Below are 20,839 nucleotides of genomic sequence, written 5' to 3'. Positions count from 1 at the left end.
CTCACTTGGCGTCTCCCTCGATCTGCCGGACCGGCGCCGGGTGGAACAGTGCGAAGACCAGCGAGGCGTCCGGCAGCGAGGGGTCGGACAGCTCCCGGTACTCGTCCGCCAGGGCCTCCAGTCGGGCCCCCAGCTGCGCGAACTGCTCATCGGTGAGCCGCAGATGCGCCATCCGTACGTGCCGCTCGCCGTCGGCCGGTGCTGCCTCCAGGTCGGCCACCGCGTGCCGCATCAGCAGGTCCGGGCCGCCCTCGCCCGGGTCCGGCAGCACGATCGACCGGGCGGCCATCGCGTAGTACCGCTCGGTGACCCCCCGGACCTTCCGCGTCCGTACCACCGTCACCAGGCCGGCCCGCTCGAGCAGCCGTACGTGATAGCTGGAACTGCCCTTCGCGAGGCCCACCCGTTCGGCGATCTGGGTGATGGTCGCGGGCTCGAAGCGGAGCACCGCCATGATCCGGTGGCGCGTGAGATTGGAGACGGCGCGTAGCTGCTCGTCCGTGGTGACGTGGAACGTCTCGGGAAGATCATCGGTAGGCACGCGCTCAATGGTCAACGATTCTTGACCATTGCGCAAGGGGGTTCCGTACGGTCTTCCGGAATCGACCCTCCAGCAGGTGAACCCGTCGCTCCCGCACCCTCCGGTGCAGCCGCCGTACGAGCTGATCCAGCCCGGCTCGCCGAAGCGGCCGAGCCCCGGTCACCGGCCGGGACCTGACGCGGTTCCGAGGCGGCCCGGGAGATGCTGACGTCCCGTCACTGGCCCCGGCGGGTGATCGCCGACGCCCCGGGCTGGAGCCGGCCGACGAGGCCGGCAACGGCGCCGAGGCCGTCGCACCGGCCCAGGTGCTGCGCCCCGACGTGGCGGTGACGGACCCTCGGATACCGGCGCTGGACGGCATCCAGACGTCCCGACAAGCGCCCCGTCCGGGCCCGGCCGACAGGCTGGCACGGACCACGAGGGCGCCGTGCCGGGGTCGCTGCCGCCCTCGACGTGCACAGCGGCGAGATGCTCACAGAAGTGATCGCCCGCAACAACGCGGAGCCCTTCAGCCCGACCGGACGACCACCCCGGCAAGAAGATCCACGTGGTCCTCGACAACGGTTCCCCACACACCACCGACCACACCAGAGCCTGGCCGGCCGCGCACTGCACCGCACCGCACCGCACCGCACCCACGTCCGCCGGACCCCGCCGCACGCATCCTGGCCAACCAGGCCGAGATGTTCTTCCCCGCCCCCACCCGCCTGGTCATGCGGCACGACGACTTCGCCGGCCGCGACGGCCCGATCGAGAAGCTGGATACCTACGTCATCGGGCACAACGAGGCCGCCAGGCCATACCGGTGGACCTACGAAGGCAGCCCGCTCAAAGCCCGATGCGCCCGGCCGCGGTCGGCCGGAATCCGCACTGACCGTAGAAGGACTCCAGGCGCGGCTCGTAGTCGACATGCAGCCGCTCGGGCACCGCGAGCCTTCGCCTCGTCAGCAGCCGCCCTCACCAGCCGCCCTCACCAGCCGCATCCCGATCCCCCGCTGGCGCTCGTCCGGATGCACCGTCATATCCAGAACGAAGCCGCGCGAACCACCATCGCCGACAACGTTGACGAATCCGACCAACCGGCCCCTCGACACGCCGTAATCCAGGTCAGACTCTGAGAGAGCATCGGCGCGAAGGAGATCGACTTGTGAGCCGGCCACGACGCACCGAACAACTCGTTGAGCTCAACATCCGGCAGATCAGGGCTCACTACCGACACCTCGTCGCCGGCCCGCGACGAATCACTGACCACCAGGCAGAGCAGCCTGCCACCCACCCAAAACTGTGATCACCCTCCACGGACTCCTGCGGAGCATCGCCAGCACCCACGATGCCCCGACCACCGGGCTGGGCTCAGCAACACCCGCGAGAACGGTCCGGCGGCCGCCCTGATCTTCCGCCCCAGCAACCCGCATCGAGCGTGTGCCGCATCCGCCTTCGCCGACGGAATGGACACGAGTGCCGCCTGCCGGCCCCGCACGGAGCCGTCTGCAGGACCGAACATCGGGTGCGTCAGAGCCGTCTCGTGGTGAACAGGGTGGTCCCGTGCACCGCGTCCACTTCCTTCCGCTCGGTCTCGGTGAACCCGACCTTGGCCAGCACGCGGCGAGAGGCCGTATTCCAGTCCCAGACCGTGGCCCACAGGCGATCGTGGCCCAACGCTCTCGCCCATTCCAGAACCGCCAACGCGGCCTCGGTCGCGTAACCCTGACGCCAAACCCGGTACAGCAGCTCGAAGGCCAGCTCCGGCTCCCCTGCCGACCCTCGCCCGCTGTCGACCAGCCCGCAGTAGCCGATGACGTCACGAGAGGTCTTCCGCTCGACCGCCAGCAACCCGATCGACCACAACTGGTTGGAGCGGATCGAATCCTCGAGTTCCGCGACCGTGGGGTGTCCGTCCGCGTCGATCCGGCGGTGCGGCGGCACTCGTGGATCACGTTCGGTCCACAGCTCACGCTGGACGGCAGCCTCGGATACCCGCCAAGGTCTGAGCAACAGGCGACTCGTCTCGAGTACAACTTCGCTGCCTGGAGTCGCGCCAATTGTCATGGCAGCAACCATCTCACGGGCGAACGTCCGCGCCGCCTCCCGGGCCTCCGGCGTGACCCTCTCGATCAGGCCGCCGGAGCAGTGGACGGTCGCCCCGCTCCGGCTCGTCTCAGCGAGGATCACGTGCTGGTACACGCCGAGAGTCAGGAACAACCCCAGAACGGAAGCCTCCTCCAGCTCACACAGGCCGACCTTCCCGAGGTCTGACCGGACGCCAACACCCGTGCCCCCCGGCCTCCGACGGGGTGTCAGCCGCAGCCAGGGGCCGGGGCGCAGACCGAGAGCGGGCTGCCCGCCGGGGCGAGGTAGGTGGCGAGCAGCACCACCGGCTCGGTGCCGTGGTTGTACCCGATGTGCACGTGCCGGGCCCCGGCCGCCTCGACCACCACGCCGCCGGCCGGGGTGACCTCGGTGGAGCGGTCCTCCAACACCCGGGTGAGAGTGCCGGACTTGACCACCACCAGCACCTGACCCGGGTGGTAGTGCCAGCCGGTGTTGCCGCCGGGGGCGATGGTGATCTCGCGGAAGACCACGTCGGTGCCGCCCTCGGTGCCGAGCGCGAGGCCGTTGCCGGTGGTGCCGATGGCGAGGTCGGTGGCCGCGAGACCGCTGCCCTGGTAGGCCGCGGTGACGGCCGGTGGCGCGTCGAGTACGAGTCCGCCCATGGCGCTCTGGCTTCCGCTGCTCATATGTCCCACCCCGTTGGTCGATCCGACTAGATGATGATCTTCGTTACGGACCCTATCAGCGCCCCTTTGCACAGGAGCCCTCGCGCGATGCGGTCCCACGGGTGGTGGTCAACCGCGTCCGAGGTCCTCTTCGACACGCCGTAGCGGGGGTGGTTCACTCGCCAGGAATGTGGCCCGCGACCGGTCGAGGACGTCTCCGTAGGTCCGCTCCGTGTGCAGGGTCTGAGCCGCGCTGCCGGTCCGATGTCGAGCTCCTCACCGCCGGGTCGCCACCGGCGGAGGTGGAGCCGGATGGCGCGCCTCCGAGCCTCGACGGCCGTTGTCGGTCGACCCAGGAGGAGATCTGACGCAGTGCCAGTCATCCGAGTCGGGGGTGGACCGGGCGGTGAGCACACGATAGGTTTGAACGTGTTCAAACGAGGAGGCATTGTGAGCTCACCAGCTCAGAGCGAGCCAACCATCGCCCCATCCACGTCCCTGGCGAACCGGGTCAGGCGCGTGGCCGCAAACCGGGCCCTGGTGACAATCGCCGCTGCACCACCTGTGCTCATGACCGTGCTGTTCCTCGTGTCCGCCCCCGACTACGTCGACGAGATAGGCTCCGCACTCTCGTGGGCCGGTGTCGCGGTGCTGGTACTCCTGGCCATCCGCGGTGCCATTCCCGGCCGGGCGGCCGCTTTCAGGGCGGAGATGCGCTGGCTCGCACAGGCAGCGACGCGGTACCTCGCCATGTGTTCGACACCGTTCCTCCTGGTGATGCTGCCCGCATCGCTCCTCGTACCCGGCGCCCCGGGCCAGATGGGCTTCATGGAGTTGGCCGCCATCACCACGCTCTGGACCGCCGGCCCCGCGCTCATCGTCCTCCTCTGGATCTCCCGCCGAGCCGCAAGAGGCAACAAAGGGCACACGACCGCAGCCGTACTGATCAACATGGGCCCGGCACTGCTCCTGCTCGGCGGATTCGTACCGGTCATCTTCTTCATCGTCCTCCAGATCTCCTTCGCCATGCTCTGCCTGCCAAACCCCACCGTCTCCGGCCCCCACCCCGAACCCGTCACCGGAGCCCGCTCCAACCCGGGCGAGCAGACCACACTCTGACGGCCCGTCCGCCGCGCCGCCCGCGCCTGCCGGTGTCCCCGTTCGGTCCACCGGCAGGTGCCGCACCTCCAGATCACTGGTTGGCGCCCAGGTGTGCGGCCCGGGGACAGCCTCCCGAGCCCACCGGACCCGAGCGGTTCCGTCGGTACGAGATCATGTACCAGCCGATCTGGGCCGGCGGGGCGGCCGGTCAAGGACCGGACCGTGATGTGGACGTCCCGACGGACCGCTGCCGTCCGGGCAGGCGACCGGCTCGGCCAGGGCGAACTCATGCTGGCCTTGATCGCCCTGGCCGTCTTCTGTGTGGTGTTCCGCAGCCGCGCCTCCGCAGTACCGGACGCCATCGTCGAACGCCTGTCAGGCTGAACCGGTCATCAGCGGACCGATCGCCCGAGAACGTGCGGAATCACGCCACACCGCACGGAACGAGGTCACGGCCCCGGAGACGGACACCGAACGATCCGCAGCGCGGCGATCCCTCCACGACCCGCGACCCGCACCGCGGCGGCCAGGCGGTGTCCCCCAGGTGGTGCTCCGCGCTGCTGGGTAGCCTGTGGTTCCGTTCGCACAGTCTGGGGGCCTGAAGGTGAACGACGAGCAGGTCCATGGCGCGATAGAGCTCCCCGCGGGGTCCTGGTGGGACTGGGACGTTGTCGCCTGGGATCGTGGCCGGTTCCTGCTCGCGGCCGATTACGACCTCACCTATCACCACGCGCTGGAGCTGGTGTTCACCATGCCGACGTTCGTCAGCTGCCCAGCGAACTTTCACGATCCTGAATTTCGCGCTCCCACGTCCGAGGAGTTGGCGACGGTCACCCGCCGACTTGGTGAAACGCCGCCCGTGCTCGTTGCCTTCGAAGCGGACGCGGGTGGGTCGGAGCCTGTCTCGTGCCTGATCGCCGCGGATCGCCTGGATATCGTGCAGGGCATCGTCTTGAGGTACTGGCGCGAGGACGTGGCACCTGACCAGCGGTTCGCTCCATGGGTGCGGCCGGGCGAGTAACGGCGTCGAGCCGGGCGGCCTCCGGGCCCGGCCCTCCTGCCCGGTCGGGAGGGCCGACACCTCGTCACAGTGGTGGCTGTCCACCTCCGGCCAAGACGCGAGGCCGGGGCGGACACGCCGAGGCACAACGCCACCATGAGCGCGGGCGGCGTCTCAACCCCGCAGCCGGCGGACGGCTCGGACACCACTCCCCGGCCACCCCACCGAGTCTGCTCTCCCGGCCCGAGCCGACCGAAACAGATCAGGGGCCCGGGCAGGGTTCACGACACCATGTCGTAGACCGCCAACCCCAGGAGGAGCAGGAACAGGGCCAGCATGACCGCGCAGGTGAGACGGAACCGGAACCTGCTCCAGTACTCCGCCCGCCGACCGTCGGGAGTGTCGGTGCGCCAGACCGACGGGATGTCGACGCGGCCTTCGGCGATCGCCGCGGCGGCCCGCCGCACATCCCCGGGGTGATAGTGGTAGTACGTCGGCGCCGCCCCGTACGTGCCTCGGCTCTCCCCGCCGAACTGGCGGATGCGGACGTCGGCACGCCCAGCGGCGCCCCGCAACCAGTCCTCACGTACCGGCCACAGCGCGGCGACCTCGCGACTGTCCAGCCAGGGCTCCTCCTCCTGCGGCGAATCGGGCCCCTCCGGATCCGGCGTGTTCGGCATACGTCCCCCTCGCAACGGCAGGCCCCCAGTACACACCCGCCGCCCCTCGGGCCGACAGAGCACACCTACGGCGCGTGGCCCGCCGACGGGCAGCCCTCGCTGCGGCCCTGCCAGGCCGCGCGTTGGCGCAGCGAGATCCGGTTGCCGTCCGGGTCCACGGCCTCGATGCGGACGCCGAACCCGTAGTCCTCCGGTTCGGGCTGGTCGAAGGTCACTCCGCGGTCGCGTAGCACCTTGAAGTCCGCTCGCAGGTCGTCCGATTCGAGGAAGACCGGCCCTGGGTGCCGCCCGGCCGTCCCGCAGCCTCCGGCTGCGGCCACAGAACGATCTCCACCGGGGCTCCGGGCACCCCCACGGTGAGGAAACGTCCGTCGGGCCCCGGGTGGTCGATCCGCTTCTCCAGGCCGAGCTGCTCGATGTAGAACCTCAACGCGCGCTCCTGGTCGGTGACATGGAGCGTTACGTACATGATGTTCGTCAGCATGATGCGTCCGTCCGTAGGTCTGTCGGTCGGTACTGCTTCACCGACGGACACCGACGGGAGAATGTGAAGGACACGCGAAGTACCTTTCCCACCACCGGAATCGAGGTGCACCGCGTGCAAGTGGGTTCCGAGGTAGCGGACGTAGAGGTGATCACGTCGAACGTACCGGCAGCGAACGGCAGTTGATTCGCATCACCCCGAGCCGGCGGGACCTCCGGCTCGGCCTGGCGCAGCACCGCACGTCCGCGTCGGCCGGATACCGGCGTGTGCCAGGAGTGCCGCCGAAGTCTTCGCTGTTTCGAGGCTCAGCCGCGCAGGGTGGCGATGGCCTTCTCGATACGCCGTTGGCGCGTCTCGGGCCGCTTCGCGCTCTCGACAGCGCGCACGTGCTCCTGCTTGCGGCCAGGGGCGAGGTTGTCGTACGCGGCGCGGGCGACCGGGTCGTCGTCCAGGGCCCGGGCGAAATCCGGGGGCTCGACGACGACGCGTGGCTCGGTGTCGAGCACGACCTCGACCTCGACCTCGTCGCCGATCGCGACACCTGCGGCCTGCCGGTTGGCGTTGCTCAGGCCGATCAGGTGGCGGCCCCGCAGGATGGCGACCCGGCTCCGCCACGAATGCCCGTCGACCGTGATCGTCACCGGCGGCCGCGCACCCCCGCCGAGTGCCGCCACCACCTCGGGCGGAACCTCCAGGCCCCGCATGGGCTCGGGCGGCTCGACGCGTGCGCGAAACTTCATGATCCTTCTCCTGTCGTTCTGCGGATCCGGCCCACCCGGCTCCGACAAGCGGCTCCCACTCCCACCCGGGAGCATCGCCGTGCCCGGGACGGCGGCGGTCCGCGCGCGCCGTCCCGGGAGGCTGCGAGGCAGGAAGTCGCGGCTACTCCGCGTAGGGCTGGTCGGTTCCCTGGGCGCTGTAACCGACGCTCCAGACATAGCCGTCCGGGTCGGCGAAGGTTCCACCGTACCCGCCCCACGGCAGCGCACCGGCGGGCTTCAGGATCGTGGCACCGGCCTCCCGGGCCTCCGCGATGATCTCCTCGACCCGTGCCTCACTGCGGACGACGTAGGTCAGCACCAGCCCGCTGAAGCCGCTGCCCACCGGGTCCGTGCCCACCTGGCCGGCCAGACCCTCACGACTGTAGAAGCCCACCGGCGACGCGCCGTCGGAGTCGAAGAACACCGAGATGCCGTAGTCGTTCTGGATCTTCCAGCCGAGCCCCTCGACGTAGAACCGCTTGGCCCGGTCCATGTCCCGGACACCGAGGAGAATCGAGCTGACGTGCGCTTTCATATCGTGCTCCTTGCACTGTGGATGGATGTGTACCCGGCATCCGGGCCGGGGGCCGGCTGCCGCACCGGCGCGTGTGCGCCGGTCAATCGGTAGGACCCGAGGGTCAGTCGGGGCCCGAGCGGAGGCCCGGAGTCAGGACGGCGTCGGGGCGAGCGATGCGGCAGCCTCCCAGGCGAACCCGTCCGGGTCGGTGAAGGCGTCGGCGGTGCTGCCGAGGACGATGCGGTGCGAGCCGGTGCCGTCGACCGGCACCCCGAGGTCCTTGGCGAGGGCACGGCGCTTGTACAGCGCCAGCGTGACGGCGCCGGACCGACCGGGGGCGAACTCGGTGTACTTGCCGCCGAAGCTCTTGGCCACGGTCATGCCCCGGCTGACGTAGAGCTGCTTGGTGGCCTTCACGTCCTCGACGCCGATCAGCAGGACCACCTCGCCGATCTCGCGGGTGGCGGGGCCGGTGTCCTTCTTCGCGGAGGTCGCGATCTTCCAGATCGTTCCGTCCGGGGCCTGGACGACGCCGCTGTAACCCCAGAGCGACTTCGCGGCGGGCTTCAGGACCGTGGCGCCGGCGTCCACGGCCGCACCGACGAAGCCGTCGACGGTGGCCGGCCCGGCCACCGTGAGCGCCAGGGTGAAGCCGCGGAATCCGGCGGAGTGCGCCTCGGAGGCCCGCAGGCGTATGTACGAGTCCACGCCGAAGGCGCTGTAGAAACGGCGAGCGGCCTCAAGGTCGGCCACCTCGAGGGTGACGGACGCGAGGGACGTGTTGGCTGCGGTGGAAGCGGTGGTTGCCATGACCATCACGCTAGGGGCTGGGCGGCAGCCGGGGCTTCTCGATTCCTGACCGGTCCTGAGACCTGTTCCCCCTCCCACCCTGCCCGGTCGTGCCGGGCCGGGCCGCTCCCCGGCCCCCGGAAGGAACGGGACAGGCGCGAACTGCCGGGCTTGAGAAGGGTGTTCGAGGGCGAGCAGCCCGGACGGCAGGTGCTTGCGCAGCGGGCCAGGTGGCTGGGGCCGGCGCCGGCTGTGTCAGTCGCCGGCGGTGGTCGTGCTGCGGATGCCGGCCTCGTCGAGATAGCGCAACCGCCGCACACAGGCCCGGGCACCGTCCTCGGTGACGTAGAAGTCGACCTCCCCACCGGCGTGCACCCACCCGCCGGTCGACCGGTTCAGGACCGCCCACGGCCGGTGGCCACGGTCGTCCGGCGGCAACCGCACCACCTCGTACCGCGGCAGCGACTCCGGCCACCCGTCCGGCCCGGACTCCGCCCCGGCTCCCTGTAACGACCGTCCCGGCCCCGCCCCCGTCATGGGTGCCACCCTACGGGCCCCACCAGCCGAAACAGCGTCAACTGATCGATCAGCGCAGCCGAATCAGCCTCCCGAGGAGACCCGAAAGGAGCCGCCCCGGCGTACCCGGGGGCGCGCGCGTACCGGGAGCCGACGCTCCCACCCTGGCAAAGGACCGAATGCCCCGAGGGCCGCCGACCCTTCCGCGTACCGTTGCCACCTCGGCAGTCCGGGCGCCCGACCGCGAAGCCGTTCCTCGCCTGGGCGCAGGCCGCGTTCACGTTCCCGGCTGAACGAACGTGAACACCGCCCAGGCCGATTTGACGCTCGGTCAGCAGCCACAGCCGGCCGGGCGCGGCGTGGAGTCGACCTGGGTACGGCGTCGGAATCCCCGAGCGCTCACAACCGGTGGCATGTGGTGGGGCACGACGATCGAGGCGCCGGACCCCAGCGCCCTGGCCAGGTTCTATGCCGAACTCCTGGGTTGGCACATCGGGCGCGAGGGTCGGGAACAGCCGTCGTCGCCGCTTCACCGCAAGGACCGTTCTTCGTGTTCCAGCAGGCGGACTGCTACCTGGCTCCGGTCTGGCCACCTCGCAGAGTGGCGCCTCGACAGCAGTCCGGGAGGCATCACCTGAACCGGCTGCTCATCAGGAGAGGCGCCGCCCCGAAGCCAGAGCGTCGGCGAGCCGCGCCCCCGGATCGCCCGTGACCTGGTGTACGGAGTCTCCGGTCGGCCAGGTCGAGATCCCGTCGTCCGGCCACCGCGGAACCACGTGGAAGTGCAGGTGGGGCACCGACTGCTCCGATCCGGGGCCGCTGGCGCTGAGGATGTTCACGCCTGAGGCGTTCAAGCCGGTCCGCGCGGCCTCGGCCACACGCTGGACAAGTGCCGTCACCACGGTGAGGACCTCGGGCGGGGTCTCGAAGACATCCGCGTGGTGGAGCGTTGGAACCACCAGCGTGTGACCAGGCGCCAACGGGTTCAGCGGAGTGAACGCACAGGCCACCGGACCACGAGCCACCCAGCGCGCAGTGTCCTCACGGATGAGCCTGCAGAAGATGCAATCCATACGACCCGACCCTGTCAGACCCGGAAGCCCGATCGCCAGCCGGTTCCGGTCGGATCCGGCCCACAGCCGAGTAGCCGGCCCGCAGTGCTCCCGAGCGCAGGGACCTCACGCGCTACCGGCAGACGGCTGCCCACGACACCGAACTTCTACTTCTGCGCCGGGGCACACCCGCCGCCGGCAAGCATCGCGCGGCCCAGCAGGGGAGTTGCTCCCCTGACCGGCTGGGACGGACTCACGGTGCCGGTGCCGACGGCAACGTGGAGCGGATCGTACTCGGGGTCACGGACCCTCCACGGGACGGTCGAGACTCTGGATGTCAGCAACCGCTGAGTTCTCCACGCCCGCGTCCGGAGGACCGGGACGCCCTGGCCCTCCGGATGCCCGTCCAGCCCGACGTGTGCGTCCCCGGTCCTGTTTGACGTTGTTGTCGCTGGGCCGCGGAGACGGTCGCGGGCGATCTCTGACGGCCGATCACGGCCGCCGGGGTGAAGGTGGCCCGAGCCAGTGACCGTAGCGCCCTGTTCACTGTCGCCCCGCTGAGGTCTTCGACTGGACGGTTCAGAACAGGCCGTTGCTGTGCGGCAGTTCGGCCGGGACGGGCATGACGATGTCCCAGTGCTCGACGATCTTGCCGTCGGCGAGGCGGAACAGGTCCCAGTAGGCGACCGGGACACCGAACTCGCCCTCGGACTGGAGCAGTACGAAATCGCCTTCGGCGACGACCCTGTGAACGTCCTTGTAGATGAGGTTCTTGCCCTGCTCGCCCCACGTCGCGGCGGCTGCGCCGAAGCCGTCCAGGCCGTCGGCGGCCTCCGGGTTGTGCTGGTGGTAGGTCTCGGTGGAGATGTAGTCGGTCAGAACCGAGTAGTCGGCGCCCTTGAACACCTTCTCCGCGAACTCCAGGACGAGCGCCCGGTTGGCCTCGGTCCTGCCGAGATCGGTCGGCTCGGTGGGCCCGTCCGTCTGGGTGCGGCCGGACGCGGTGTCACTCACCAGGGGCGTCAGCGCGTCCCAGTGCTCGGCGATCTTGCCATCGGCATCGACACGGAACAGATCGAAGGCCACCAGCGGATCGGGACCGAAACCGTGGTAGATCCCGTGCAGAACCACCAGGTCACCGTCGGCGATCACCCGGACGCCCTCGTAGCGAAAGCCTTCCGGCAGTCCCGCCACCAGTTGCCGCAGGGCCTCAGGGCCGTCCGGGGCGAGGCTGCTGTGCTGGCGGTAGTCGGCGGCCACCCAGCGGTCGACCGCACTGGGGTCCTTGTGGCCGAACAGTTCCGCCGCGGCCTTGGCAACGATGTCCTTGCTGCTCACGGTATGACTCCGATCCGGGGTTCAGTGACAGGCTGTCCACCTGCCTACACCACACTGTTGCCGTCCCGGGTCGTCGCCGCACGCCGGAATTGCCCCTGGAGACTCACGCCGCAGACCCATGGGAGAGGAACCAGTGCTCTCCGCCGGTAACGATGATCGGACGGTCAGCGCCACCGCCGCAGGGCCCGGCAACCTGAAGTTGCCGGGCCCGCGTGCAAGGTGGTTCAGCGCTTGAACACGTCCTTGATGTGCTCGCCGGCCTGCTTGAGGTCGCCCTTGGCCTGGTCCGCCTTCCCCTCGGCCTCAAGGCGATCGTTACCGACCGCCTTGCCGGCAGCCTCCTTGACCTTGCCCTTGGCCTTCTCACCACTGTTCTCGATCTTGTCGCCCGCACTCATCACGATCTCCTCGCCTTCAGTCAGTACGCCGTCGTCCTGACGACGAAGCGCCTGCCCACCCGGCTCTGGAAGATTCCTGCGAATATCTGCGCCGCACCAGGGCAGAAGCCTCCGTCGACGACAGGCCCCTGCTGGTGAGCTCGTCGCCTGCGGCACCCACTCGGCCCAGCACCTACCACCACTGGTAACGACGCGCCCCCCTTCACACACACCGGAGGGACACTCCCGCAGTCGGCGCCGGTCTGCAGCGCTGGCCGTACCCGCCGTCGACAACGGCGTAATGAGCTCCCTGGGCTCCGGGTCCTTCGAGCTGGTGGATCAGGGTCTTGAGGGTCGCGAACGTCAGTCTGGACCCGGAGTTCCTGCCTCCCTGGCAACGCCGGACTCATGCGGGCGAGCCGGTCGTGGTCACCACCCGGCTGACGGCCGAATCGGTGGTGGCGGCGGCAATCGAGTGGGCGGCCGAGATCGAGCCCTACCCGCCCTTCTGAACCCGGCGGTCAGACTCCGGTGAGACACCGACCGTGGTCGGGGGTGGTCCATGCCGCCAATGCCTCGAAGTGCGGGCACCACCATCGGACAGAACGACCTGGGACGTCCCAGCAAGACGGTCATACCCGCCGACCTGCGACGCAGCTGGGAGGGCGCGAGGACAACGGGGTTCGACCGCCGGACAGACCGCTCGACGGAACACCACTGCGGGGCTAACCTCGCGCGGTGACGAACCTGATGACGAACACGGTCGAGACCGGCGAGGACTTCGTAGAACTGTTGCAGCGCCTCTCCGGACACTTCGAGGACCTGGGGCCGGACGCACCCGCAGTGGACGACGTCCTGCTCCGGTGGGCCGCCACCCTCCCGGGCGGGGCACCGGATCCCGGCTGGACCGGTCTGGCCGACCAACTGCTCGGCGCGCTCGCCGCACCATCGGCCGGGCTCGCCGATCCCGCCCCGTTGGGCACCGTGCCGCCGGTCGCCACGTCGGGCGAACTACGGTCCCGACTACGTGACTTGGCGGCTGACCACGCCCGCGACCGCGCCTGGACGGCGGACCGGAAGGCGCGGGGCCTGTGGGCGGGCGACGGCGGTGGCTGGGCGAGCGGCTCACTGGCCGGATTCCTGGAATCGTGGGAGAGCTGGCTCGGCTCCTCTCTCGACCGGCGGTCGGACCTTCCCGGCGTCCCACCCATCGAACCCGTGAACTGGGCTTCGGTCGCCTGGCAACTGGGGGCGGCCCGCATCTACGAGTGACACCGTCCCCGCCGGACGCCCCGGGTCGCCCGCGAGCAGGGCCGGCCACGGCCGGAAGGTCGAGATCACCGGCGAACGGTCAGAACCATCTGCCGCAGGACACCGACCCGTCCGACCGGCGCCGTCCGCACCGGGGCGGGTGAGCCCAGCCGCGTACGCTCAGCACCGTGCCCCGCCATCCGAAGAAGCCCCGCCGCCTGGTCGCCGACGGGCGCGTCTACCTGTGGACCCTCGGCCACAGTCACCGCCCGGCGGGGAACGGCTCGCCCTCGGGCTGCCGCGAGACCCTCACGCTGTACCCGCAACCGGTCGGCAGCGGCGGCCCGTTGCGCGTCGTCTTCGCCGAAGGCCCTGGCCGGTACGTCCCGGGCGGCTTCCCCACGGGATCGGGGGACGTGGGCCTCACCCACGGCAGCGCCCTGAACCTGCACGAACCGGGCACCGTCCGGGCCCTGCTGGATGCGGCGGTCTCCCTCGGGTGGCAGCCCCAGGACCCACCGGCGGTGGAGGTCGACGGCTGGCCCCTGCTGGAAGCAGTGGCCGACCTGCGGCATCCGATCGAGCCCCACTGACCGCGGCCGACGCCGTACCCGCCGCCAGAACAACGTCCCCCGCCGCGTCGCCGACGGACGTCGTGCCGCCGTCCGTCACCTCTGCGCCGCCCCGCCGACCGTCCCCCGGCAAGCGGTCACCCACGGCTGGGTAAAGCTTTCCCCTGACGTTGGATCAACCTGCTTCCATCACTGGGGAATGCGACAAGTGGTCGATACGATCCGCACCTGACAATCCGCCAGGACATCTCAGGGGGGATCGCTCCATGACCACCGATCACATCCGACGGCGTACCGGCCTGCGGGCCGCGGCAGCCGTGTCACTGCTGGCCGGCACGCTGGCCATAGGCATTCCGTCCGCACAGGCGGAGACCGTCCCGAACGGCCGGGCCACCCTGGAGGGCACGGCCCCCGAGTGGACCGGCGGCGCCACCGACACCGGGGCCACGGCCGGATCCACCCAGGTCGGTGCCCGCGTGTACCTCGCCGGCCGGGACGCCCAGGGGCTGACCGCCTACGCCACCGCGGTCTCCGACCCGGCCTCGCCCTCGTACGGCAAGTACCTGACGCCCCAGCAGGCCGAGGAGCGCTTCGGCGCGAGCCCGCAGCAGATCGCGGCGGTCACCGCGTGGCTGAAGTCCGCCGGTCTGAGCGTCACCGGCGACGGCCGACACTACCTCGCGGTCACCGGTGACGCCGCGGCCGTGCAGAAGGCGTTCGCCACGCCGCTGCACGACTACCGCAAGGACGGCCGTACCTTCCACGCTCCCGCGCACGCCGCCTCCGCCCCGCGCGAGCTGGCCGACGCCGTGCTCACCGTCACCGGCCTGGACAACGCGCCGCACCGCGCCGAGCCGAAGGACACCCTGCCGGGCCCCGGCGCCGGCTTCCGCAACGCGGGGCCGTTCTCCACCTACTACGGCTCGAACACCGCCGCCACGCTGCCGGACGCGTACGGCGCGAAGATCCCGTACGCCGTCCACGGGTACACCGGCACGCAGCTGCGCGCCGCCTACGGTGCGGGCAAGTACACCGGCAAGGGCGTGACCGTCGCGATCACCGACGCCTACGCCTCGCCGACCATGGCGGCCGACGCGGCCGCGTACGCCAAGCGCAACGGCGACCAGCCCTACCGCAAGGGCCAGTACACCGAGGTGCTGCCCGCCTCCTACAACAGCGTGGAGGACTGCGGCGCCTCCGGCTGGTACGGCGAGGAGTCCCTCGACGTCGAGGCGGTGCACGCGCTCGCCCCGGACGCGAACATCGTGTACGTCGCCGGTGCCTCCTGCAACGACCCCGACCTGCTCGACGCCCTCAACAAGATCGTCGACAGCCGGCTCGCCGACATCGTCTCCAACTCCTGGGGCGACATCGAGGCCAACCAGACCTCGGACACCGCGGCCGCCTACGACCGCACCTTCAAACTGGGCGCGATCGAGGGCATCGGCTTCTACTTCTCCTCCGGCGACGACGGCGACGAGGTCGCCAACACCGGCAAGAAGCAGGTCGACATCCCCGCCAGCTCGGCCTGGGTGACCGCCGTCGGCGGCACCTCGCTGGCCGTCGGCAAGGGTGACCGGTACCAGTTCGAGACCGGCTGGGGCACGCAGAAGGCGACCCTCTCCGCCGACGGCAAGAGCTGGACCGACTTCCCGGGCACCTACACCGGCGGCGCGGGCGGCGGCACCAGTGCCACCGTCAAGCAGCCCTTCTACCAGCGCGGGGTCGTGCCCGACTCGCTGGCGAAGGCCAACGGCCCGACCCGGATGCGCACCATCCCCGACATCGCCGCGGTCGCCGACCCCAACACCGGCTTCCTGGTCGGCCAGACCCAGTCCTGGCCCGACGGCACCGTCTCCTACGACGAGTACCGGATCGGCGGCACCTCGCTGGCCGCCCCGGTGATCGCGGGTGTCCAGGCGCTGGCGCAGCAGGCCCGGCACTTCCCGATCGGCTTCGCCAACCCGGGGATCTACGCCCGCTACGACTCGCCGCTCTACCACGACGTGACCGACCGGCCGCTCGGCGCCAACCGTGAACTCGCGGTCGCCCGCGTCGACTTCGCCAACACCGTGGACGCCACCGACGGCCTGCGCACCTCGGTGCGCAGCCTCGGCAAGGACAGCTCGCTGCACGCGGTGCGCGGCTACGACGACGTCACCGGCGTCGGCACGCCCGCCCCGGGCTACGTCGCCTCGTACGGGAGCCTGTTCCACTGATCCGGAGCCCCCACAGTCCTGCCCCCGCCGCCGGTTCGACCGACGGCGGGGGCAGTCTGTACGGCCTTTCAGCCGCGCCCGTGGCTCAGGTGCGGCGGGCGTGCTACCAGCGGAAGGTCTCCCAGGCGCCGCGCTCGGTGGCGCGCGAGCGCAGCTTGGCGTATCCGTCGCCGGAGTAGGCGAGTTCGGCGGAGACGTAGCCCAGGTTGGCGTCGGCGAAGAAGTACGTGTTGCCGGAGCCGGGCGTGTTGGGTGTGTAGAACCTCTCCCACGGACCGATCTCGGTGGCGCGGGCCCGCAGTTCCGCGTAGTCGGACCCACCGTAGGCGATCTCCGCCGAGACGAAGTCGCCGTTGGCCTCGGACCACAGGATCGTCTCCCCGGTGCTCCGGTTCCGGCAGAGCCCGAACAGCTCCCACGGGCCGACCGCCGTGGCGCGGGCCCGGAGTTCGCCGTAGCGCGCTCCCGCGTATCCGAGTTCGGCGGAGACGAACCTGTCGTTCGCTCCCATGATCACGATGTTGTCGTAGCAGTCGACGGCGACGAGCGACTGGGTCGCCCCCAGGGCCGACGCCGCTGCCTGACGAGCGGGGCCGGCCGACGGTGCGCTCGCCGACGCCGTACCGGTCAGGGTGAGCGGCAGGGTGGCGGCCAGGCCGATGAGAAGGGTCTTCCAGAGCTTCAAGGCTGGGTGTCCTCTCTGAGGAACGGGTGACATCGGTTCAGTGGTGCGGTGATGTGCTCGGACGCGTCCCGGCGCGGCGGAGGTGAACAGCCGTCAGGCTGTGCATCACGACGGCCGGGTGGGCCCTGATCACCGCTGGTCGCGGCCCCCACCCCCGTGGGAGGCCGTGCGAGGTCCGCGGTGTTCGGTACCGGTGGCGGCGCGGCCGGGGCGGAGAGGCCGGGGCGGCCGAGTCGCGGTGGGCCCGTCAACGTTCGCGGGTCATCAGGGCGCCTGCGTCTGCTGGACGGAAACAGCCTGGACTGTGGCTGCGGCACCATGTCTAATCGGGCCAGGGGTTGTCCGGCAGGGGCCTGGGGGCCGGACAAACAACCGTGGTCAATGGGGGGTTGGCGTGGGGCGTCCCGAGAAGCCGCTGGACCCGGACGGTGGTCGGACCGCACTCCTGGCGGCCGGGCTCCGCGAGCTGCGGGAGCGGGCGGGGCGCCCGGGCTACCGGCTGATGGCCCAGCGCGTCCACTTCTCCGCCAGCACCCTCGCCGAGGCGGCCAAGGGACAGCGGCTGCCGTCGCTGGAGGTCACGCTGGCGTACGTGACGGCTTGCGGCGGCGACGAGGCGGAGTGGCGGACCCGGTGGGAGTCGGCGGCCGACGCCGGAGGTGTGCCGGTGCGCGAGAGTTCCGCGCCGCCCTGTCCGTACCAGGGCCTGGCGGCGTTCCAGCCCGAGGACGCCCCGTGGTTCTTCGGCCGGGCGGAGATGGCCGGGCGGCTGCGCGAGCGGGTCGAACGGCTGCCTCTGGTAGGGCTGTTCGGGGCGTCCGGCAGCGGGAAGTCCTCGCTGCTGCGGGCCGGGCTGGTCGGTGCGCTGGAGGCGGACCAGGCGGCTGCGAGCCGCTGGCGGACCGTCCTGATGACCCCGACGGCGCACCCGCTGCGTGAGTTGTCCGACCGGCTGGCGAAGTTGTCCGACGGCGATGCCGCCCACCTGTACGAGGAGTTGACGGCCGATCCGGCTGTCCTGGACCTCGCGGTGCGGGGCGTTCTGGCCGCCGGGCCCGCCGAGACCCGACTGCTGCTGGTGGTCGACCAGTTCGAGGAGGTCTTCACGCTCTGCGCGGACGAGGGCCAGGCGTTCCGGTTCGTCGACGCCCTGCTGGACGCGGCCCACGGCCCGGGCCGGCGGACCACGGTCGTCCTGGGGGTGCGGGCCGACTTCCTGGGCCGGATCACCCGGCACCCCGGGCTGACCGAGGCGCTGCGGGACGAGGCCCAACTCCTGCTGGGGCCACCGTCGCAGAGCGAGCTGCGGGAGATCGTGGTGCAGCCGGCCGCGCGGGCGGGCCTGCGGCTGGATCCGGAGCTGGCGGCGGTCGTCCTGGCGGACGCGGCGGAACAGCCAGGCTCACTGCCGCTGGTCTCGCACGCGCTGCTGGAGACCTGGCGCCGGCGCACCGACGAGGAGCTCACGGCGGCCGCCTACCGGGCCTGCGGCGGTGTACGTGGTGCCCTGGCTCAGACGGCGGAGGAGGTGTACCAGCGCCTCGGTCGGCAGCAGGATCTCGCCCGGCGGATCCTCCTCCGGCTGGCCGTGCTCGGCGACGGCTCCGAGGACACCCGTCGGCCGATCACCCGGTCCGAACTGAACGGTCTGGCCCCTGATCCGGCGCTCGCCGAGGTGTTGGACCTGCTGGCCGGGGCGCGGCTGGTCGTGCTGGACGGGGATCGCGTCCAGCTCGCGCACGAGGCGCTGATCCGGGCCTGGCCCCGGCTGCACCGTTGGCTCACCGACGACCGGGCGAGCCTGCTGGTGCACCGCCGGCTGACCGACGCCGCCCAGCACTGGCGGGCCCTCGACCGCGATCCCGGGGCGCTCTACCGGGGTACCCAACTGCAGACCGCACGGGCCTGGGCAGCGGAGCACCCCGGCGAGGTCAACCGGTGGGAGGCCGACTTCCTACGGGCGGGTGGCGACCTGGCGGCGGCCGAGCTGGGGGCGGTGCGCCGACGGACCCGCCTGTTGCAGCGGCTGGTCACCTGTACTGCGGTGCTGCTGGTGTTGGCGCTGCTCGGCGGCAGTGTGGCGCTCAACGAGCGGCACACCGCGGAGCAGCGTCAGACAGCGGCTCTGGCCGGGGAGTTGGCCCTGAAGTCCCGCTCGCTGCTGTCGAGCGACCCCGTCCTCGCGGGTCTGCTGGCCGTGACGGCCGCCCGGATGCACCCCGACGCCGAGACCCGGGGCGCCGTGCTGAGCGCCGCCGCCGCGACGCCCCACCGCACCGAGTTCGGCACCCCCGGTGTGCCCGTGTACAGCGTCGACTTCGCCCCGGACCGCACCCTGCTCGCCTCGGGCGGGGTGGCCGGATCGGTGTCCCTGTGGGACCCGGTGACCGGCACCCTGGTGGCCGAACTCGCGGGCGGCCAGGGCGTGGTGCAGCAGGTGCGGTTCAGCGGGGACGGCCGGCTGGTGGCCTCGGCCGGGGTCGACGGCACGTCCGGGTCGGTGATCGTCTGGGACGTGGCGCAGCGCCGCCAGGTCGTCCGACTGGTGGAGGAGGGCGTGAGCCGGGGCATGGCGTTCAGCTCGGACGGGCACCTGGTCGCGGTCGGCGCGGCAGGCGGCTCGATCGCGCTGCACGACCTCTCCACCGGTGCGCGGACGGTCCTGGCGGCGGGTCAGGCCCAGGTCACCTCGCTGGCCTTCAGTCCGGACGGAGGTCTGCTGGCCTCCGTCTCCGGCGCCGACGGACCGCTGGTGTGGGAGGTCGGTACGGGCCGGCGGATCGCCCAACTCTCCGCCGCCCGCTCGGATTCGGTCGCCTTCGGGACGACCGGCCGGATCCTGGCGACCTCCGCCGACGACCACGGCCTGAGCCTGTGGGACCTGAGCGGACCGGCCCCGGTGGCGATCGCGCCACCCGCCCTGGCCGATTCGTACGCCTGGACACCCTCCGCCCCCGCGGGCGACCGGATCGCGGTCGCCGACGAGACCGGCACGGTGCACCTCTGGGACTTCCGGCGTGGTGTGGCGCTCGGCTCCTACCGGGACCGGGGGCGTAGCGAGACGGTGGCGGTGGCGCTCAGCCGGGACGCGGGCATGCTCGCCTCCGCCGGCTACAACGGCGGCGTCGTGGTGCACGACCTGGCGGCCGAACCGTTCGGCGGTTTCAGTGCCGAGGTGACCGATGTCCGGACCAGCCCGGACGGTGCCACGGTCGCCACCGCCGGAAGCGACGGCGCGGTACGGCTCTGGACCCGGGACGGCAGGCCGACGGGAGTGCTGGACGGCCAGGGGGACGAGGTGGCGGCGGTGGCCTTCAGTTCCGACAGACGGCTGCTGGCCGCGGTGACCCGCAACCGTCTGGTCACCCTGTGGGACGTCGCCCGGCGCCTTCGGGTCGGCGGGCCGCTGGGGCCGTTCGGTTTCGGTTCCGCCACCGGCATCGCCGTCGCGCCCGACGGGAAGCTGTTGGTGGTGGCGGCGCTGGGGCTGTTCGCCTGGGACGTCGGTGCCCCGGCCGCCCCGGTGGACGTCACCGCCCGGTTCGCCTCGCGACTCGCCACCTCGGTGGTCTTCACCCCCTCGGGTGAGCGGCTGCTGGGTGTCGGGCCGTCAGGGAAACTGGCCGGCTGGGACCCGACCTCGGGGGCGTTGCTGAGCCGTGACGACACCGGTCAGGGAGCCGTTCAGGTGCTGGCGCTCAGCCCGGACGGCAGCGTGCTGGCCACCTCGGGCGACGGTCGCACGGTGGCGTTGCGCGACGGCCGGACAGGTCGGCAGACCGCGCTGCTGAAGGGCCACGCCTCGGCCGTCCAGACGCTGGCCTTCAGCCGGGACGGGCGCCTGCTCGCCTCGGCGGGCGACGACGGAAGCGTGCTGGTGTGGGACGTCGCGGCACGGCGCAGGCTGGCCACCCTCACCGGCCACACCGCCCGGATCCGGGCACTCGCCTTCACCGACGACGGCGCGCTGCTCTCCGGCGCGGAGGACGGCCGGGTGGTCCGCTGGCCGCTCGACCCCGACCGCGCGGCGGGCGACATCTGCCGGGGCGCGGGCAGGGGTCTGAGCGCGGAACAGTGGGACGACTACCTGCCGTCGCTGGAGTATCGGGGTACTTGCCGGTGAGCTGCGGTAGGTCCGCGACCGTGAACAACCCGCCGCGGCACCGCGCGAAGTCACCGGAGTACACCGGCCGGGTGGCCGGACGGGCACCGCGCACCAAGAATTCGGGCACGATCCGC

The 20,839-nt window shown here is 71.3% G+C and carries 22 protein-coding genes and 1 pseudogene; 9 read left to right on the top strand and 14 right to left on the bottom strand.

Annotated elements, in window-relative coordinates:
* Position 1: 1 nt before the first annotated feature.
* The 4 genes from OHV05_RS34540 to OHV05_RS34525 all read right to left on the bottom strand — a co-directional run bounded on the left by OHV05_RS34540 (position 2) and on the right by OHV05_RS34525 (position 3,279).
* On the bottom strand, positions 2-541 hold the full coding sequence (locus OHV05_RS34540; protein ID WP_405021257.1) for an ArsR/SmtB family transcription factor: 540 nt from the start codon (positions 539-541) through the stop codon (positions 2-4).
* Positions 542-1,485: 944 nt separating this feature from the next.
* Positions 1,486-1,635, bottom strand: a complete 150-nt coding sequence (locus tag OHV05_RS34535) for a GNAT family N-acetyltransferase (RefSeq protein ID WP_405021603.1) — start codon at positions 1,633-1,635, stop codon at positions 1,486-1,488.
* A 418-nt stretch (positions 1,636-2,053) separates the two neighbouring features.
* Entirely contained in the window at positions 2,054-2,725 is a 672-nt protein-coding gene (locus OHV05_RS34530; RefSeq protein WP_405021256.1) for a GNAT family N-acetyltransferase, read from the bottom strand.
* Positions 2,726-2,838: 113 nt separating this feature from the next.
* Positions 2,839-3,279: a cupin domain-containing protein gene (locus tag OHV05_RS34525; RefSeq protein ID WP_405021255.1), complete on the bottom strand. Its 441-nt coding sequence runs from the start codon at positions 3,277-3,279 to the stop codon at positions 2,839-2,841.
* Positions 3,280-3,828: 549 nt separating this feature from the next.
* On the opposite strand from OHV05_RS34525, the gene OHV05_RS34520 reads away from it, so the two are divergent.
* From OHV05_RS34520 to OHV05_RS34510, 3 genes are all read left to right on the top strand, one after another.
* Positions 3,829-4,377 (top strand): hypothetical protein, encoded by a 549-nt coding sequence (locus OHV05_RS34520; protein ID WP_405021254.1) that lies wholly within the window; start codon positions 3,829-3,831, stop codon positions 4,375-4,377.
* 204 nt (positions 4,378-4,581) lie between these two features.
* The gene (locus tag OHV05_RS34515; protein WP_405021253.1) at positions 4,582-4,743 is read left to right on the top strand and encodes a hypothetical protein; all 162 of its coding nucleotides are present in this window, start codon (positions 4,582-4,584) and stop codon (positions 4,741-4,743) included.
* Positions 4,744-4,963: 220 nt separating this feature from the next.
* On the top strand, positions 4,964-5,380 hold the full coding sequence (locus OHV05_RS34510) for a hypothetical protein (RefSeq protein WP_405021252.1): 417 nt from the start codon (positions 4,964-4,966) through the stop codon (positions 5,378-5,380).
* A gap of 260 nt (positions 5,381-5,640) precedes the next feature.
* On the opposite strand, the gene OHV05_RS34505 is transcribed toward OHV05_RS34510, so the two are convergent.
* From OHV05_RS34505 to OHV05_RS34480, 6 genes and pseudogenes are all read right to left on the bottom strand, one after another.
* Positions 5,641-6,039 carry a hypothetical protein gene (locus tag OHV05_RS34505; RefSeq protein ID WP_405021251.1) on the bottom strand — a complete coding sequence of 133 codons (399 nt, stop codon included), beginning with the start codon at positions 6,037-6,039 and terminating at the stop codon, positions 5,641-5,643.
* Positions 6,040-6,104: 65 nt separating this feature from the next.
* Positions 6,105-6,443 (bottom strand): annotated as a pseudogene (locus tag OHV05_RS34500) (VOC family protein); the annotation flags it as partial.
* A 385-nt stretch (positions 6,444-6,828) separates the two neighbouring features.
* Positions 6,829-7,263: a YdeI/OmpD-associated family protein gene (locus OHV05_RS34495; RefSeq protein ID WP_405021250.1), complete on the bottom strand. Its 435-nt coding sequence runs from the start codon at positions 7,261-7,263 to the stop codon at positions 6,829-6,831.
* A gap of 142 nt (positions 7,264-7,405) precedes the next feature.
* On the bottom strand, positions 7,406-7,819 hold the full coding sequence (locus OHV05_RS34490; protein ID WP_405021249.1) for a VOC family protein: 414 nt from the start codon (positions 7,817-7,819) through the stop codon (positions 7,406-7,408).
* Between the two features lie 132 nt (positions 7,820-7,951).
* Positions 7,952-8,617: a glyoxalase gene (locus OHV05_RS34485; RefSeq protein WP_405021248.1), complete on the bottom strand. Its 666-nt coding sequence runs from the start codon at positions 8,615-8,617 to the stop codon at positions 7,952-7,954.
* A 228-nt stretch (positions 8,618-8,845) separates the two neighbouring features.
* Positions 8,846-9,028 (bottom strand): hypothetical protein, encoded by a 183-nt coding sequence (locus OHV05_RS34480; protein ID WP_405021247.1) that lies wholly within the window; start codon positions 9,026-9,028, stop codon positions 8,846-8,848.
* 491 nt (positions 9,029-9,519) lie between these two features.
* Here OHV05_RS34480 and OHV05_RS34475 point away from each other — a divergent pair, with 491 nt between their 5' ends.
* Entirely contained in the window at positions 9,520-9,744 is a 225-nt protein-coding gene (locus tag OHV05_RS34475; protein ID WP_405021602.1) for a VOC family protein, read from the top strand.
* 12 nt (positions 9,745-9,756) lie between these two features.
* Here the strand turns inward: OHV05_RS34475 and OHV05_RS34470 are convergent, their stop codons facing one another.
* From OHV05_RS34470 to OHV05_RS34460, 3 genes are all read right to left on the bottom strand, one after another.
* Complete coding sequence (locus tag OHV05_RS34470; RefSeq protein WP_405021246.1) at positions 9,757-10,179, bottom strand: HIT family protein; 423 nt, start codon at positions 10,177-10,179, stop codon at positions 9,757-9,759.
* A 558-nt stretch (positions 10,180-10,737) separates the two neighbouring features.
* Positions 10,738-11,496, bottom strand: coding sequence for a nuclear transport factor 2 family protein (locus OHV05_RS34465; RefSeq protein WP_405021245.1), 759 nt, complete (start codon positions 11,494-11,496; stop codon positions 10,738-10,740).
* 224 nt (positions 11,497-11,720) lie between these two features.
* Positions 11,721-11,894 carry a CsbD family protein gene (locus tag OHV05_RS34460; protein ID WP_405021244.1) on the bottom strand — a complete coding sequence of 58 codons (174 nt, stop codon included), beginning with the start codon at positions 11,892-11,894 and terminating at the stop codon, positions 11,721-11,723.
* A 326-nt stretch (positions 11,895-12,220) separates the two neighbouring features.
* On the opposite strand from OHV05_RS34460, the gene OHV05_RS34455 reads away from it, so the two are divergent.
* From OHV05_RS34455 to OHV05_RS34440, 4 genes are all read left to right on the top strand, one after another.
* Positions 12,221-12,385, top strand: coding sequence for a hypothetical protein (locus OHV05_RS34455; RefSeq protein ID WP_405021243.1), 165 nt, complete (start codon positions 12,221-12,223; stop codon positions 12,383-12,385).
* A 226-nt stretch (positions 12,386-12,611) separates the two neighbouring features.
* Entirely contained in the window at positions 12,612-13,145 is a 534-nt protein-coding gene (locus tag OHV05_RS34450; RefSeq protein WP_405021242.1) for a hypothetical protein, read from the top strand.
* Between the two features lie 167 nt (positions 13,146-13,312).
* Complete coding sequence (locus OHV05_RS34445; protein ID WP_405021241.1) at positions 13,313-13,717, top strand: hypothetical protein; 405 nt, start codon at positions 13,313-13,315, stop codon at positions 13,715-13,717.
* Positions 13,718-13,962: 245 nt separating this feature from the next.
* The gene (locus OHV05_RS34440; RefSeq protein WP_405021240.1) at positions 13,963-15,915 is read left to right on the top strand and encodes a protease pro-enzyme activation domain-containing protein; all 1,953 of its coding nucleotides are present in this window, start codon (positions 13,963-13,965) and stop codon (positions 15,913-15,915) included.
* 103 nt (positions 15,916-16,018) lie between these two features.
* Here OHV05_RS34440 and OHV05_RS34435 read toward each other — a convergent pair whose 3' ends face one another.
* Complete coding sequence (locus OHV05_RS34435) at positions 16,019-16,600, bottom strand: fascin domain-containing protein (protein WP_405021239.1); 582 nt, start codon at positions 16,598-16,600, stop codon at positions 16,019-16,021.
* 394 nt (positions 16,601-16,994) lie between these two features.
* Between OHV05_RS34435 and OHV05_RS34430 the strand changes: the two genes are divergently transcribed.
* Complete coding sequence (locus OHV05_RS34430) at positions 16,995-20,723, top strand: XRE family transcriptional regulator (RefSeq protein WP_405021238.1); 3,729 nt, start codon at positions 16,995-16,997, stop codon at positions 20,721-20,723.
* Positions 20,724-20,839: the final 116 nt, after the last annotated feature.

The sequence above is a fragment of the Kitasatospora sp. NBC_00070 genome (assembly GCF_045041205.1).
Lineage (GTDB): Bacteria > Actinomycetota > Actinomycetes > Streptomycetales > Streptomycetaceae > Kitasatospora.
Note: the sequence above shows the minus strand (reverse complement) of the source record. Positions and strands in the feature narration are given on the sequence as shown.